The following is a 14167-nucleotide window of genomic DNA, read 5'->3' as shown; positions in this document are numbered from 1 at the left end:
CGGATAGGCAGATTGTGAAAAGTCTGTCGCTTGACGCGACCCACTCTCGGCTATCAGGCAGCGGGCGCCACCGGGACGTTCTTCGACAGGTCCCAACCGAACGATGCGTTGCCCTTCTTGGTCGAGTCGATGTTCTGCTGCGTGTATTGCGACGTCATCTGCGTGAAGTTGAGCGAGAACGTGTCGCCCATTTCACCGCCGCCGCTCGTGCCGATGGACGACACCATCGAATTGGTCAGCACGTACTTCATGTGCAGCATGAACTTGCCGTTCTCATTGCGGCCGATCGACAGCGTTGCGTCGCCGAGCTTGGTGCCTTGGGCGCAAGCCGCGAACAGACCCGGCGTCGCCTGGTCGGTGCTCTTGGAGAAGGAGAACTCCTGGAAATTCGGGCGGCCAAGCGTGCGCTCCGTGTTGGTCGCGTCCATGCCCATTGGCAGCGAAACAGAGTGCGAGAACGAGTGGATCACGATCTGATCGGCGTAGCCGTCGATCATTGCGTTACCCTTGATGTCCTTGATGGAGAGAAGAATCGTATCCATGACTGTCCTGGTTTATTGGGTGAGGTTGAGCAAGGCTTGCGTGCGGCCCGGCCGCACGCAATGCATCAGGCTGCCGCTGCCGGCAGTTCCGCGACGAGGCGAATCGACGCGGTCAGTTCTTCCATCTGGAAATGCGGCTTCAGGAAGCAGGTGGCGCGATACGCACCCGGCTTGCCCGGCACTTCCGTCACATCGACACGCGCTTCGCCCAGCGGATAACGCGCCTTCGACGCTTGTGACGCCGACGGATTGATCAGCACGTAGTCGGCAATCCAGTTGTTCAGATAACTTTCGACATCGGCACGCGTCTGGAAGCTGCCAATCTTGTCGCGGATGATGACCTTCAGGTAGTGCGCGAAGCGCGAAGCGGCAAGCACGTACGGCAGGCGTGACGACAGTTGCGCATTCGCGTTCGCCGAGTCCTTGTTATAGGCCTTCGGACGGTTGGCGGTCTGGCTGCCGAAGAACGTCGCGAAGTTGGAGCCCTTCGAATTGACGATCGCGATAAAGCCGAGGTCGTTCAGTTCCTTCTCGCGGCGATCGGTGATCGTCACTTCGGTCGGGCACTTCAGCACGACATCGCCTTCGCCGGTCTTGAACGTGTGAGCGACCATGCCGTCCACCTTGCCGCCGCCTTCAACGCCGCGAATGGCCGTCGACCAGTTGTACTTGGCAAAAGCGTCGGTAATACGCAGGCCCAGTTGATAAGCCGAGTTGGCCCACAAGTACTTGCTGTGGTCGGTACCGTCGACGTTTTCTTCGAAGCTGAAGCTGTCCACCGGCTTGGTCTTCGCGCCATACGGCAAACGCGCGGCGTACGACGGCAGCACGAGCGACACGTAGCGGGAATCCTCAGAGTCGCGGAAGCTGCGCCATGCGGCGAGCTCGGCGCTTTCAAACGTCTTCGAGAGATCGCGCGTGACGCCCAGTTCCGTGTACGACTTCATGTCGAACAGGCTCGGTGCGGCCGCGGTGATGAACGGTGCGTGCGCGGCAGCGGCCACCTTCGAAATGCGTTCGAGCAACGCGATGTCTTGCGGATGACGGCCGAAGCTGTAATCGCCGATCAGCAGCGAATACGGATAACCGCCGAACGTGCCGTACTCCTCTTCATAGATCTTCTTGAACAGCACGCTCATGTCGTGATCGACGGCCGTTTCGAGATCTTTCAGCAGTTCTTTCTTAGTGACGTTGAGCAGGCGCAGCTTCAGCTTCGTGCTCGTCTCGGTGCCGTACACCATGTCGTGCAAACCACTCCACGACGCTTCGAGCGCCTGGAACGACGAGTCGTGCATGATCGCGTTGAGCTGGTCGGTCAGGAGCGAATCGATTTCGGCGACGCGTTCGTTGATCATCGCGACAACGCTCTTGTCCGGACTCGTGCGCATGCCTTCGTCGAGAATCTGCGACGCGAGTTGCCCTATCAGCTTCTTCGCGTAGACGCTTTGCGACTCCTCGACCGCCATGTTGCCTTCATGAACGATGCGTTCAAGCAGGCTCAGTTCGGCGCCCGGCGCCGGTGCTTCGAGTGTCTGGGTATCGTGTGTATCACTTGCCGCCGTGCCGGCTGCATTCTTGCTTGCCATCTGGATCACCTATGAAAGTTCGTTACGCCCGCGGTTGTGGGCATGCAATGCCATTGGGCTCATTGCGGCCGTTTAAGCGGCGGGTGCGGCTTCGTCGGCGGCAACTACGGCCACCGGCTTGTCCCCGGCGTGAGCCTGGCTTTGAACTTTCTTCAGCTCCTCCGAGTTTTGGACGATGCGTTCCAGCATCAGGTCGAGCTCGTCGTTACCGTCGAGCTTGGCAAGCAGGTCACGCAGTTGCTGACGGGCTTCGAGCAGCTTGGCCAAACGCGGAACTTGCTGAACGATCGCTTCCGGATGGAAATCACCGAACTTGGCGAAGTTCAGTTCGACCTTGAGGTTGCCTTCGCCTTTCATCGTGTCGGGAACCGACAGGTCGAGGCGCGGTGCGATCTTGCTCATGATCTCGTCGAAGTTGTCGCGATCGATTTCGACCAGCCTGCGTTCTTTCAGCTTGGGCAGAGGCTCTGCCGGTTGGCCCGACAAATCGGCGAGCAGGCCGACGACCATCGGCAATTCACGCTTTTCAATTGCGTCGCCGATTTCCACGTCATAGGTGATCTGGACACGCGGCGGACGATTGCGCCCGACCCACTTCTGCAAACTATTGGACATACGTATCTCCCAGGGAAGCTCGAGGCATTGAGGAAACCGCCCGCTCGCCCAGATTCGAAGGCGACCGGAAAATCAGGTAATTCGGGGTAGAACACGCAGGAATCGCAGTACGAGGACGGGCGCGCGCGAACGCCGCTAAAAGCCCTCATACGTATATCGGCCGGGGGGGTTCGGTTCTTTAGACCTTTTCCTCAGGTTTCGGGTTAGTCCCTATGACGGGGCTTTACAGACAGTATTTTCGGATTGAGTTATTTGTCTTATCAATATCAAGTTAGATCATTCATCTAATTAATACAAAGACTTGTGCGGCTATTTGTCTTATAAAATATCGCTGCTTTATGACAATCATAAAATTGGCTTTAAGCACGCTCGTTTTGTAGTCAGCATGCCTAAGCGGCAGGAAGAGCTATAAGGTCTAATTCGCGGTTAAAACGAAAGGAGTGAATTCTGTCGGTCAAGGACGGACGAGTGTCGGGCGGGAACGGCCCTCGCATCGGGCTGGCGAACGTCTGTGGACGAACGGCGAGTCGCCACTTTGCGATGCGAGGTCCTACCGGCGCCTGGGCAGAACAGCGTGCACGCTTCTCAAGCAGGCGCGCATTCGAGCTGGACTGTGCCTAAGTTGCCGCAATGAACGCCGCGGCCTTGCCGGCCATCGTATCGTTGCCGTGGTGGTGCACGGCGTGATCGAGCAGGCCTTGAATGGCACCGCGTGTATCTGTTTGACGTGCCTGGAATTTGAAGCCGGCAGTCTGCAAATACCGCGCGCCGAAGCCCTTCAGCCGGGAAAAATAGGCCACGCCACTGTCGTAGGTCGCTCGATCAACCACCTCGCGACCCGTTTTCTCCTCGTCCCTGAACAAGTTAACGAGGGTCATCAGGCTGCCGCAAATCCCGGTATTGAGCGTGAGCATCGGGATCAGCGGGCTGGCGTCGCAACCTTCCTGGAAGAATGCCTTGAACTTCTCCAGGTCGTGAATAATGCCGCCTCGGGTGGGATCCATATTCGGCTGGAACTCCAGGCCGCGCGGGCCCGGATCGCGCGTGGCGAGCTCCCGCTCCGCCAGATAGAACTCGCGTGCCTTGACGAGAAACGCCTTGATCTTGCTTTGCTCCCACAAGCGGAAGGTGAACTTCACCAACCACTCGACGCCTGTGACAATCGCCGACACGAGGCTGCCGGCGCCGGGCAGGAATGAGTTCAGCGCCATGGAAATCACCCCTTTCAGCGTGGTCCACAGACCCTGGAAGATGCCCGATTCCATTTCGCCCTCGAGCGCCGCGGCAATCAGCTCCGGGTGTCCGGGGTTCAGTTCGATGCGTCGCCGTTGCAGCCAGGCGCCGACCTTTTCCGCTGCCGCGCGCAAGGTCTTGACGATGCCCGCGCCAATGTCCATGGCAGCACCAATAAAAGGCGCCGCGCTGGCGAGGCACTGTGTGACGACAATCTTGATCAGCGAACGGACGACGCTGCCGGCCAGGTTGAACGTGCCGGCCGACGAGCCGAGCAAGGCATTCTTGATTTTTTCGAAGGCCCACGTGACGGCGCTGTCTATCTCGCGGCGCAAGTTGTTAAGCGTTTCAGTAATGGTGACAAACGCCGTGCCGACCAAGGTCGCGGGCAGCACCCAAGGGTTGAGGAACAAGGCTGGATCGTCCTTGATCATTTCAAAGCCGGCCTGGGTCACCGGGTAGGTCCAGGTCACCTTGGACTTTACAACCGAGCTTTCGGCGTTATCCATGCCGGGCCTGACGGTGCCTGTGGGCGACCATAACCGCTCGCGGCCATTGGGGTCGCTGAGGCCGAAAGTCGAGTCGATCGTCTTGCCTGCCTTGGGCACCAGTTTGACGGCCGTCGCGGCGCCCCTGGAGATCGCCTGGGCAGACACCTGGTGCCCAGCCACCGCGACATGCCGGACGCCCTGCGTGGCGCTGTTCAGATGTTGCATGTTGGTCGCGAATCCCGATCCGACTGCGCCGCCCACCACCGCTACGCCCTCCATGGCGACGGTGAAGCAGTTCATGTCGATGTCGATATTACCCAGGAGGTAAAGCACACCGTAGCGCGAGTGCGGGATATCAAACGTCTGGATTTTGCTGCGTGCGGCTGCGGCCGACGGCCGGGGCGGTGCAACGGCTGTTGCCTCCCGGAATATGTATTCCATCAGGCCGCCGCTTTCGGTGTTGCGTGGTACTCGGGACCAGACACCGCCCTTCTCTGCCACGTAGTCGTCGAGCGCGTCGCGCAGGGTGGCGGCCTTGAGCTGGTCGAAGCGCGCGGTGCACCAGGCGGTGTACGCAGCATCGACCCGGCGCGTGCTCGCGCTTCGCGAACTGAGTGTCAGCGCCGTGCGCCGGATCCACTCGGTTGCATTGACAACGGCCAACGGTCCTTTTGCGCCCATATCCAGATCCCCTGTCGCCGATTCAACGGCTTATCCTAGTATCGAACCCTATTTCGTCAAATAAGGTAAGTGAACTTCTACACCGAGCTCTTATGCGTCCGCCGAAATGCCGTCAAGTAGTTAACGGCGCGCGCGCGGCGGACTTTAGTGGGAAATTCAAGTCTCACAGGCTATCCGCCGAGCGTCACTGGGAGGCTAATCGCCCTCCTGGCCGATGTTTTTCAACCGCACGCGTCGCTCATTTTCCGCTCATTCTTCAGGCCTACGATGCACTCCATCGACGAGCGGCACCCTGTTTAACGGCTCATTCCAATTGCCTGCAAATCGTCGCGACGAGGTGGACCGACGGTCCGCCATCAATCGAATCACTGACGGGAGTGCATCATGTTTGCAAAATTCGCTAATACGCTGAATGAATTTTTCTCCACTACTGAAGAACAGAAACGCGAGGCTTATCTGGGGGAGTCAGTCGACTTCGTCGATCTCGAACGTCGCATACACGCCTTCGAGATGAATCACCAGCCGATCAGTTTGTATTCGAATGGCGCGCCGCGTGACTGGCATGTTTGATTTCGAGGTTATTCGCAAGGCATGACGCGCTAATTTTGTTCTCACTCTGCCGCGTGATGATACGGCCATGGATCACGAACGGCACAGTCCGCAGTGGTCCACTGTTCCACTACAAAGAGGCACCCAGAATGTTCACAAGGATTCTAGTTGCGGTTAGTGCAAGCTCGGTCGATACAGTATTGGAATCGGCCATCGACATCGCCAAAAAATACGATGCACACATTTCAGTGCTGCACGTGGTCGACCCCGCGCCCTGCTGGATGGGGCCAATGGACTACGACTTCGGACTCGCCGTCCAGTTGCTGGAAACACATGGACGAGAAATCGTCACGCAAGCGGCCAATGTGCTTGACGACCATTCACGTCCCGCCGAAACCCGTATGGTCACGCTGCCGATAGCGGGTCAAACGGTCGGCCAGGCGATCGCCTCTGCCGCTGACACGTCGGGTGTCGATCTGATTCTTCTCGGCGAGCGGAAATCGGGCTGGTGGCACTGGCTGAGCGCAGACGTTGCATCGGAGGTACGGCGCCATACGAACACGCCGATTCAGATTGTCTCCAGCAAAGTCATTGGCGGCTCGACGCGTCGCGCCGCATCACGCTGGGCAGAGGCGTCGGCCGCTGACGCCCGATAGTCCGGGCGCCGGCATCGATCGCGACATTCGCCGCTGAGCGGCGACCACGCGATTCCCCAAGATTCATTTAACGATCAATCCAATCCTCGGCATGACACATCAATAAATTCGTTATCCTTATCTAAAGAATAAATAGGGTGAATCGAATTTTCACGGTGACTCATCTGGATCATTTCAGAGTCCATATCACCGGGCCATTCTTGCCGAGATAACAAGGAGTAGAGAATGCGACACTATCACCGCAACAGTCCTGAGGCCGCGGGCCGTATCCTGGCCGCATGCCTGCTTTCCGATGGACACCTTGGCCTCACGGAACTTGAGGCGCTCGATCGCTGCGGCATGGAAAGCCGGCTGTCGTTGAATCGCAGCCGTTTGCTCTCCATCGTGCAAACGCTTTACGAAGACCTGACGCGCTCCGGGTATCTGAGCTGGAACGACGTATGTCAGGTCGATCCCGCGACACTCGCCTGGCTGGCGGCTGATGTGCACGACCGGCAACTGCGTCGAGACATCATCGACCTGTGCAATGAGGCCGTCATGGCGGACCGTAGCCACTGTGATCGGGAAGCCGACTTCCTGAGGCTGCTGCGCGACGCGTGGCAAATTCCGGCGCATTGAATTCAGGCGCATTCTGCTCGCCTGAGCGAGCGGCGCCGGCTCCAGCAACTCGTTTTCGAGTCGGCGCCCTACCTCAAGTTCAAGTTATCGTCCTATGAACTTGAGCGCATCCATCATCGGCGTCTTCGACACGTTAACCATTCCCTGAAATGGCGTGTCGAGGTCGAGCACCACAAACACGGCGGTTGTGGCCGATAAGGCGCAAAGAAGAAATACGACGCACATGCTCCAGTTTCTTGGCGCACTGAAGCCGAATATGCCGAATATCACAACCAGCCATCCAATCAGAATCGCAATGAGAGGGGTTGGAATCGAGCCCCTCCTGTGTTCGAGTGCAAACCATCGACCCGCAAATATGTTGTCCCACAGTTCCATCGCATGGTCACGGAGTTTTTCCTGCGAAGGGCCGAGGGTCTGCAAAGCAAAAATGCGCCCCTGAATATCATAGGTACTCGCGAGGACTTCTCGCGATTCCGCCTCCGCAGTCGTTCCCCTTTCGTTGGAAAACAGGAAGGCAATCCATCGCGCATAGTCGCTCTTGATGTCGACGCGCAGACCTTCGGCCGATGGGCCAAACTGGGACAAATTTCGGTCCAGCTGGATCATGGCGACACTATTATGCTGGAGCGCGGTGTTGACTAGGTCGAGCGAGGACTTTCCCGACGAAATCAGCAGGCTGAGCACTAACGCCGACAGCGTTGCTACGAGACCAACCGCAATACGCATCGCGGCAAGCGAGTCTTCCGAGAAATGGTGATCTGCGAGTCTTGCGCGTACGCGTGATCCAAGCGCTGCTCCCAAAAGAATGAGCAGAAGCACAATGGCGGAAAAGACATAGTGATCCATGTGGAAACGGTTTCCTTCGATCGCGTGGGCTGGGTGATTCAGGTCGAGCCGCCGCGGCAATCATGCTGCAGATGATAGGAATGAGCGCGCAAGAGACTTGCGGTATCCGGCATCCGATCTGGCGGGTTCAAATAGGCGGCTAGTCCGGTGTTCCACCGGGCCGCATCAGGTATGGCGATGGGGATTTCGAGGTCGCCCCGCATGCAGGCCACGCGGACCTTAGGTGCGGTGATTGTTTGTGAGCAAGCGTTACGTAGAGGGGTAGAGATCAACCACCGGATTCAAGAAATTTCAGGAAATGCGGCTTCTTGCGCCGTGGTGCCACTCGCCAGCGAGCGCGGGCGGATAGCTGGCTGCCAGCAGCCAGCTATCCCGACACACTCACGAATCCCGATCGGCGACGAAGCCACGACAAGGCGTGTCAGAGGTCGGCTTATGATGGAACCTACGCTTTACCAGGGTACTGTCCGTATGGAACGCATCGGGACATTCCGTTTTCAACTTTTCGATCATCATTTCGACATGCTCGATGCCGAACTTTGACGCGTTAATCAATTCTACTTGATGAGGATAGCTGATCTTCATGGTTTATCATCCTTCCAGAAATGGTTCACTAAAATACAAGCGGAAAAATTGGAGCGGCGACGCTCAGCTGTGGCTGAACAGCGTCATTCGACCGCTCTTGTACAGGTCGTGGACTTTGCTCGCGAACGGCGCCTTCGGCGTCTGCTTGCACTCGCCAACTACCATGGCTACCGGAGTTCCAACATCGACGACTGTCGTCACGGTTTCCTTCACGCCTAGCTTGTCGACGCCTGAGACCCAATAGACGAGCGCGGGTTTATAGGCATCGTCCACGGCAAGGAAATCCGAGCAGCTCATTTGTGCGGGCGTGACTGGCTTTGCTGATTGTGCAAAAGCAACGGAGGACACACATACGCTGGCCAACACGACGGTCGCAATAACAAGGTGTTTCATAACATTCTCCAGATAATGTTGCGGGTCTTTCCGCCTTCGCGGCGGCAGGGTCCTGCTTGTTGATAAATCAATACGCCCGGCTTCGAGAGTGAATGCCCGGGCTGATGGTAAGTACCCTTTCGAATCGGGTACGCTTGCTGCAAATTGAAACTTGTCAGGTGGTGTTCACCGCAAGTGCCGGTGTGCATCGACTGGATACATCGTATAAGCGCTGAGTTAGGGAAAAATTATGTCGCCGCCATCGACCGGGGGCGTCGTCCGTATTACCAGTAGCCGAAAGCAGGTTGCGGATAACCATAGACGACCGGCGTAGGCGCCATGACGGGCGGCGGTGCGTACATGGGCGCGGTCGAATAGACGGCCGGGTGCGTGATTTCATTTCCCTTGGACGCCATGCATTGCGAATAGGCGGCGTCGTAGCGGGCTTGCAAACTCTCCGAGGTGGCCTGAGCGCCGTTGGAACCCACGGCGCTGCCAAACAGCAAGCCGGCGCCCGCGCCGATCGCCGCGCCAATACCTGCATCGCCTGCTGCCGCGCCCAAAAGCGCGCCTGCCGCGGCACCGCCTACGGTGCCGATCGCCCCGGTGCGCAGACCGTCATTGGTCGCCGCTGCCGCTGGTTGCGATGCGTTGTCAGAGCGGAACGCATAATCCCTGCAGGCGTAATCTTCCTGCTGGAATTTGCTCAGCGACTCTCCCTTGGGGGGCAACGCGACCACGGTCGGGCCGCTGGGAGGAATGACGGCGCACCCGGTCAATGAGAGGGCGATCAGGCATAGAGGTGTGGCCACGCACACGAGTTGTAAACGTTTCATGATGTTAGATATCCAGTGAGTACACAGATGCCATGGTGACGTCGAAGAATTAGCGCTGAATTACTTCGCAGGCCGCGACGCATGACGACGATGTAATGCGGGTTGAACCGTAGCCGGCAAGCGTGGGCCGCGATGCCCATCGCTCGACGGCGTGAATCACATTGATGCGTCGACCAGGCTTGCCTGCCGACGCGATTGCGGATCGAACTCGATCCGTCGCGTTCTATTACGCAGCCCATCCTGAAGAACCGCTTCAATCGCCATGCGGTCCACTTTGCCCTGTTCGGTTTGTGGCACGCGATCGACCGGGATAATGTTCACCCGGTTCGCAATGGAAGTGCCGAACACTGATTCGAGAATGCTTGCGCAGCGCGCAACCTCTACGCGTCTTCCTGCCCATGGCTCAACCAACGCGTTCCATGTATAGGCCGCTGAACCGTTTCCTGGTGCATACGCCGCGGCATACCGTACGTCAGGCAGCCAGCAGAGGATTTCCTCGATCTTGGTCGGGCTGATGCAAACACCGTCGATTACCGCAACATCGGACGCGCGCCCGAAAACATGCAGGTGGCCATCCTCGTCGATGAAACCGGTGTCGCCCATCCGGCACCAGCCGTTGCGAAACTTGTGTGACTCCGCTTCCGGCTGCCTGTAGTAGCCCTGCGCCACACAGCACGACCTCACCTCGATGTTGCCAATCTCGCCGACATCCGCGAATCGTTCGTCTGCGCGGCGGATGCGTACCTCGACGCCATCCACAATGCGCCCTGCGCCGAATGACATATCGATGGTCGGCTCGTACGAAGGCGTTGCAAGCACGCTCACCAGACCCGCCTCGCTCGCGCCGTACATATGCTTGAGCACCGGGCCGAAACGCTTGATTGCGCGTTGTCGCAGAACCGCGGGCGCCGAGCCGCCGATGTGTGCAATCGAACGCAACGATGACAGATCGCGCCAGCGTGCGTCCGGATGATCCATCGTTTCGAAAAGCTGCGGCTCAACCAGCAGCAAGTCGGTGATGCGTTCCGACTCGATCATCGAGAGCGTCGCGGCAGCGTCGTATTGGCGCTCGAGCACGACCGTGCCTCCACCGATCAAGGTCGAGTCCACGAGTACTTGTGAAATGTATGCGAGCGCTCCATTGACCAGTTGCCGCTTGTCTTCTGCCTTCTCTGCCCTGACCATTGCCGAATACGCCGCGAAAGATCGCCGGCTGCATTTCGGCATGCCTGTCGTGCCACCGGACGATACGATTACCGCGAGATCATCGGCCATGGCACGGCTGTGCAAGGGCCGATCCGACTGTGTTGCGGCAAGCCGGTCCAGCCGAAAAGTATCCATGTCGAAATCCACTGGCACGACGCGCACAGTCACGCCGTCAGGGACGAGATGCTCTGTTTCTCCGAACACGACCAGGAGCGTGGGCTGGATTCTGGCAAGCAGTGCACTGAGTTGATCGCGCTTCGCGAGCGCAGGCATGAACAGCGTCGCGGCGCCAAGAAGATTCGCCGAGTAGCGGATGGCGAGTGCATCGGGACAATTGGGTGCGAGCAATGCGAGCAGAGAGCCCCGGCCAATACCGAGTGCCTGGAGCGCACGTGCGTAGCGGAAGATCGAGCGACGCAGCGCGCCGCCGGTCACGTCAGCATGAAGATAACGCAGCACGGGTTTATCCGGCCGTATTCCAAACTGGTCGAGTAATGCATCGACATAAAGCCGCTCTGTTGTTTCGCTGTCATTTTTCATGATCGATCCTCCTTGGTGAATGATGGGGTGGGCATTGCTGTGGGTTTGGCTGTCAGCCTGCGCGTTATCGCAAGCCAATCCCGCTCTTGCGTTCAACGCATGATGTACGGGAAAAATGAGCGCAGAATGAGCGCGGGATTAGCTGACCGAATTAGCTGACCGACGGAGTACTCACGGTCCAGCCGAGACCCCGTATATTTCGGATCAACGATTGCCCGAACCTCTTGCGCATCGAGTGAATCAGCACGTCGACTGCATTGCTTTCCACCTCTTTACCCCAGCCGTATAAATGGGTTGAACAAGCAGAGGCCGCTTACTGCACCGGACTGATCGAGAGAATGACGTTGTCGTCGAGATCGCTGGCATAAAGCGACTGCCCGAACAACAACAATGCGCCGATGTCCGGCAGCGGCGCGGGAAGCGGACCCGTGACGAGGCCGTTCTGGCCTGGAATCCCCGCCAGCGTGCTGACAACGCCAGCTGGCGATATTTCGCGAATCGTGCCGTTGTTATAGTCGCTCGCGAATACGTTGCCCGCCCCGTCCAGAGCGAGTGCATCGAGACCGTTGAAGCTTGCGACGTTCCCGGGACCGTCTGTTGCGCCCGAGACCGCAGTGGAACCGGCAAGCGTGGTCACGACCCCGTTCGTGCCGGTCAGCGTGATCTTGTAGAGTGCGCCTGCATCCTCGTTCAGGTCATCGTCCGACACATAGATGTTGTTGGCCGAATCGATCGCGATAGCCTGCGGATTCACCAACGCCATCGGCGCCCCGCCCAACATTGCGGTCAGCGAGATCAGGTTCACCTGGCCGGCAGGTGTGATCTGCTCGAGTACGCTGGGCTGCGTCGGCGTAGACGTGAAGACGTACACATTCGAATTGCTGTCTACTGCGATCGCACCACCGCCGTCAGTCTGGATTGCTGTGCCCGTGGCGGCATTAGTGAGCGTCGTCACCTGAGCCGCGGGAGTAATCTTCCGGATGACGGCGCCTGCTCCGTTGCTGCCCTGATCTGTCACGTAGAGGTTTCCGGCACGGTCTGAGGCGATCATCCACGGACCGGCAAACAGCGCGCCATTGGCAACATTACCCGGGCCGTCCGCGCTACCCGCCTGACCCGGCGTGCCCGCGAAAGTCGACACCACCCCGTTGCTCACCTTGCGTATGGTGTAGTTGGCTGTATCGGCGATAAAGACATCGCCTGCGGCGTCGGTCGCCAGACCTTGCGGAGCGTTGAACTGCGCGGTACCAGTCGTTCCGTTGACAGCGCCCGTTGCACCCACGACGCCGGCGAAGATATTGACCACTGGTTGCGTCGCCGGCGGTGGGGAAGGTTGATTGGACGAACCTTGGGAACCGCCGCCTCCGCAAGCACCCAGAAGTCCAGCCAAGCAGCCAATCACAACAAATTTAGCAACGGCAGACGAGCGCGGAATAGATGAAAGCAATTTCATTTGAGACCTGTACCTGTATTAGTGGAAGCCGTGCTGTTGGACGGCGGCATACACGGAAAGCGGCTGGCGCTGGATAAGAAAATCCGGACCGGCACACCGCCCGCACGTTGAAGAAGGACCACTTGGGATTCAAGGTGCGTCGAATTTCGCGTGGGTGAATTCTGCTGAACACCGGCGCGATTTCCATCACCAAAAATGGGGATAAAAACGACTGGTTTTACGCAACTGGCAATTACGCGGACAATAAGCCAACAGCAGCCTCGACCTGACATGCGCAACGACGTTAAAACGTAGCGGGAGTATGTCTGCCGAGTTCCTGCCAATCATCCCCAAAATTGGTGATAACGGCACCGGCTCTGCCCTTGATTCAGGCGTTGATAAAAAATGCGGCGGAAGCCGTTACTTTCGCGCGTGTATTTTTATTTGAAGCGCTTACTTCGGACGGAACCAGAGGTCTGCCACACGATAAAACAAGCTATCCGCCTCGGATTCGGAAAGTTGCTGCGTGAGCCGGTTGTAGCGCGCTAGCATCTGCGCAAACCCGGATGCCGCTTCGGACGCCGTCATGTGACTGGCGAACATGCACCGCGATACGCCCATCGTTTCTATGACTGTAGTGATCCATGTGCTTGCAAGCTCGAACGACCAGCGCACGCCAAACACGCGCTCCAGCGCGGAGACGTCCACTCGCACGTTGTCGCAATCGGCCAGGTCAACGAGCCCGCGTTTCCATCGAACGTAGTTTTCCGGATCGCCATTCAGCGGCCAGCCCATCGGTTCAATCGTGAAGCCGATCTCCGGATATTTCCGAACGACGGAGACAAGAGCCGGTAACTGATAGGCAAGGACCTCGACACCGAACCTGAAGTCATGTCGTTTCAACAGTTCAAGCCGCTTTCGCCAGAATGGATCGATCAGCAAGTTGATGCTTCCTGGACGGTATGTCCGGCGTACTTGATCCCAGGCCATCAGCTGGCGCACGCCCGTGATGCGGTCCATGCCAGCGTAGCAAGCCAGTGTTTTTTCGATGTCCGGATCGAGCAGATCGACTTGAGCGACGAAGGCATGGCGTAACCCGTGCGCCTGTTCCCAATGCCGTATTTGCGCGCTCGCCCCATCAGGAGAAAAAGGAATCTTCCCGGTGCAGATCAATCCGTCGAGATGGTAGTCCCGCCTCTCGCGAGGAGAGTCCTCAGGACGATTTCCATTGACCAGGTCGCCCGCAAAGCGTTGCATCAGCAGAGGCGTTTCGACTGATTCAAGCGTAGTCGCCGTGTCCCTCTTCAGGCGCAAATGGGCATCGATAAACTTTTGTTGTTGAGGCATGTGAACACAGGACTGTTGGCTTTGAGAATTGC

14 protein-coding genes and 1 pseudogene are annotated in these 14167 nt (G+C 58.2%); 3 read left to right on the top strand and 12 right to left on the bottom strand.

Annotated features, from left to right (window positions below; genetic code table 11):
* Positions 1-53: 53 nt before the first annotated feature.
* From FH08_RS0135430 to FH08_RS0135415, 4 genes are all read right to left on the bottom strand, one after another.
* Complete coding sequence (locus FH08_RS0135430) at positions 54-542, bottom strand: Hcp family type VI secretion system effector (protein ID WP_031362880.1); 489 nt, start codon at positions 540-542, stop codon at positions 54-56.
* Positions 543-607: 65 nt separating this feature from the next.
* Positions 608-2128, bottom strand: coding sequence for a type VI secretion system contractile sheath large subunit (tssC, locus tag FH08_RS0135425; RefSeq protein ID WP_031362879.1), 1521 nt, complete (start codon positions 2126-2128; stop codon positions 608-610).
* 72 nt (positions 2129-2200) lie between these two features.
* Positions 2201-2743, bottom strand: coding sequence for a type VI secretion system contractile sheath small subunit (gene tssB / locus FH08_RS0135420; protein ID WP_031362878.1), 543 nt, complete (start codon positions 2741-2743; stop codon positions 2201-2203).
* Positions 2744-3360: 617 nt separating this feature from the next.
* On the bottom strand, positions 3361-5130 hold the full coding sequence (locus FH08_RS0135415; protein WP_235210600.1) for a hypothetical protein: 1770 nt from the start codon (positions 5128-5130) through the stop codon (positions 3361-3363).
* A 402-nt stretch (positions 5131-5532) separates the two neighbouring features.
* Between FH08_RS0135415 and FH08_RS0135410 the strand changes: the two genes are divergently transcribed.
* The 3 genes from FH08_RS0135410 (at position 5533) to FH08_RS0135400 (ending at position 6971) form a co-directional block, all read left to right on the top strand.
* Positions 5533-5718 (top strand): DUF3563 family protein, encoded by a 186-nt coding sequence (locus FH08_RS0135410; protein WP_031362876.1) that lies wholly within the window; start codon positions 5533-5535, stop codon positions 5716-5718.
* A 128-nt stretch (positions 5719-5846) separates the two neighbouring features.
* Entirely contained in the window at positions 5847-6353 is a 507-nt protein-coding gene (locus FH08_RS0135405; protein ID WP_031362875.1) for a universal stress protein, read from the top strand.
* 225 nt (positions 6354-6578) lie between these two features.
* Positions 6579-6971: a hypothetical protein gene (locus FH08_RS0135400; RefSeq protein ID WP_031362874.1), complete on the top strand. Its 393-nt coding sequence runs from the start codon at positions 6579-6581 to the stop codon at positions 6969-6971.
* Between the two features lie 84 nt (positions 6972-7055).
* Here FH08_RS0135400 and FH08_RS0135395 read toward each other — a convergent pair whose 3' ends face one another.
* The 8 genes and pseudogenes from FH08_RS0135395 to FH08_RS0135365 all read right to left on the bottom strand — a co-directional run bounded on the left by FH08_RS0135395 (position 7056) and on the right by FH08_RS0135365 (position 14135).
* Positions 7056-7817: a hypothetical protein gene (locus FH08_RS0135395; protein ID WP_031362873.1), complete on the bottom strand. Its 762-nt coding sequence runs from the start codon at positions 7815-7817 to the stop codon at positions 7056-7058.
* A gap of 381 nt (positions 7818-8198) precedes the next feature.
* Entirely contained in the window at positions 8199-8402 is a 204-nt protein-coding gene (locus tag FH08_RS0135390; protein ID WP_031362872.1) for a hypothetical protein, read from the bottom strand.
* A 63-nt stretch (positions 8403-8465) separates the two neighbouring features.
* Positions 8466-8795, bottom strand: a complete 330-nt coding sequence (locus FH08_RS0135385; RefSeq protein WP_031362871.1) for an HdeA/HdeB family chaperone — start codon at positions 8793-8795, stop codon at positions 8466-8468.
* Positions 8796-9058: 263 nt separating this feature from the next.
* Positions 9059-9613, bottom strand: coding sequence for a glycine zipper family protein (locus FH08_RS0135380; protein WP_031362870.1), 555 nt, complete (start codon positions 9611-9613; stop codon positions 9059-9061).
* A gap of 153 nt (positions 9614-9766) precedes the next feature.
* Entirely contained in the window at positions 9767-11356 is a 1590-nt protein-coding gene (locus tag FH08_RS0135375; RefSeq protein ID WP_035568269.1) for a class I adenylate-forming enzyme family protein, read from the bottom strand.
* A 151-nt stretch (positions 11357-11507) separates the two neighbouring features.
* Positions 11508-11645: pseudogene (locus FH08_RS50830) on the bottom strand (DNA-binding response regulator); the annotation flags it as partial.
* A 24-nt stretch (positions 11646-11669) separates the two neighbouring features.
* Positions 11670-12662: a hypothetical protein gene (locus FH08_RS0135370; RefSeq protein WP_031362868.1), complete on the bottom strand. Its 993-nt coding sequence runs from the start codon at positions 12660-12662 to the stop codon at positions 11670-11672.
* A gap of 579 nt (positions 12663-13241) precedes the next feature.
* Positions 13242-14135, bottom strand: coding sequence for an amidohydrolase family protein (locus FH08_RS0135365; protein ID WP_031362867.1), 894 nt, complete (start codon positions 14133-14135; stop codon positions 13242-13244).
* Positions 14136-14167: the final 32 nt, after the last annotated feature.

It is taken from the genome of Caballeronia sordidicola (assembly GCF_000729995.1).
GTDB classification, from domain to species: domain Bacteria; phylum Pseudomonadota; class Gammaproteobacteria; order Burkholderiales; family Burkholderiaceae; genus Caballeronia; species Caballeronia sordidicola_A.
The sequence above is the reverse complement of the archived record's forward strand: the minus strand, read 5'-3'. Positions and strand labels throughout refer to the sequence as shown.

What these genes read in the sequence shown, in the direction of transcription:
- FH08_RS0135430 (WP_031362880.1), bottom strand. Translation starts at nt 542, where the DNA reads ATGGATACGATTCTTCTCTCCATCAAGGACATCAAGGGTAACGCAATG.
- tssC (WP_031362879.1), bottom strand. Translation starts at nt 2,128, where the DNA reads ATGGCAAGCAAGAATGCAGCCGGCACGGCGGCAAGTGATACACACGAT.
- tssB (WP_031362878.1), bottom strand. Translation starts at nt 2,743, where the DNA reads ATGTCCAATAGTTTGCAGAAGTGGGTCGGGCGCAATCGTCCGCCGCGT.
- FH08_RS0135410 (WP_031362876.1), top strand. Translation starts at nt 5,533, where the DNA reads ATGTTTGCAAAATTCGCTAATACGCTGAATGAATTTTTCTCCACTACT.
- FH08_RS0135405 (WP_031362875.1), top strand. Translation starts at nt 5,847, where the DNA reads ATGTTCACAAGGATTCTAGTTGCGGTTAGTGCAAGCTCGGTCGATACA.
- FH08_RS0135400 (WP_031362874.1), top strand. Translation starts at nt 6,579, where the DNA reads ATGCGACACTATCACCGCAACAGTCCTGAGGCCGCGGGCCGTATCCTG.
- FH08_RS0135395 (WP_031362873.1), bottom strand. Translation starts at nt 7,817, where the DNA reads ATGGATCACTATGTCTTTTCCGCCATTGTGCTTCTGCTCATTCTTTTG.
- FH08_RS0135390 (WP_031362872.1), bottom strand. Translation starts at nt 8,402, where the DNA reads ATGAAGATCAGCTATCCTCATCAAGTAGAATTGATTAACGCGTCAAAG.
- FH08_RS0135385 (WP_031362871.1), bottom strand. Translation starts at nt 8,795, where the DNA reads ATGAAACACCTTGTTATTGCGACCGTCGTGTTGGCCAGCGTATGTGTG.
- FH08_RS0135375 (WP_035568269.1), bottom strand. Translation starts at nt 11,356, where the DNA reads ATGAAAAATGACAGCGAAACAACAGAGCGGCTTTATGTCGATGCATTA.
- FH08_RS0135365 (WP_031362867.1), bottom strand. Translation starts at nt 14,135, where the DNA reads ATGCCTCAACAACAAAAGTTTATCGATGCCCATTTGCGCCTGAAGAGG.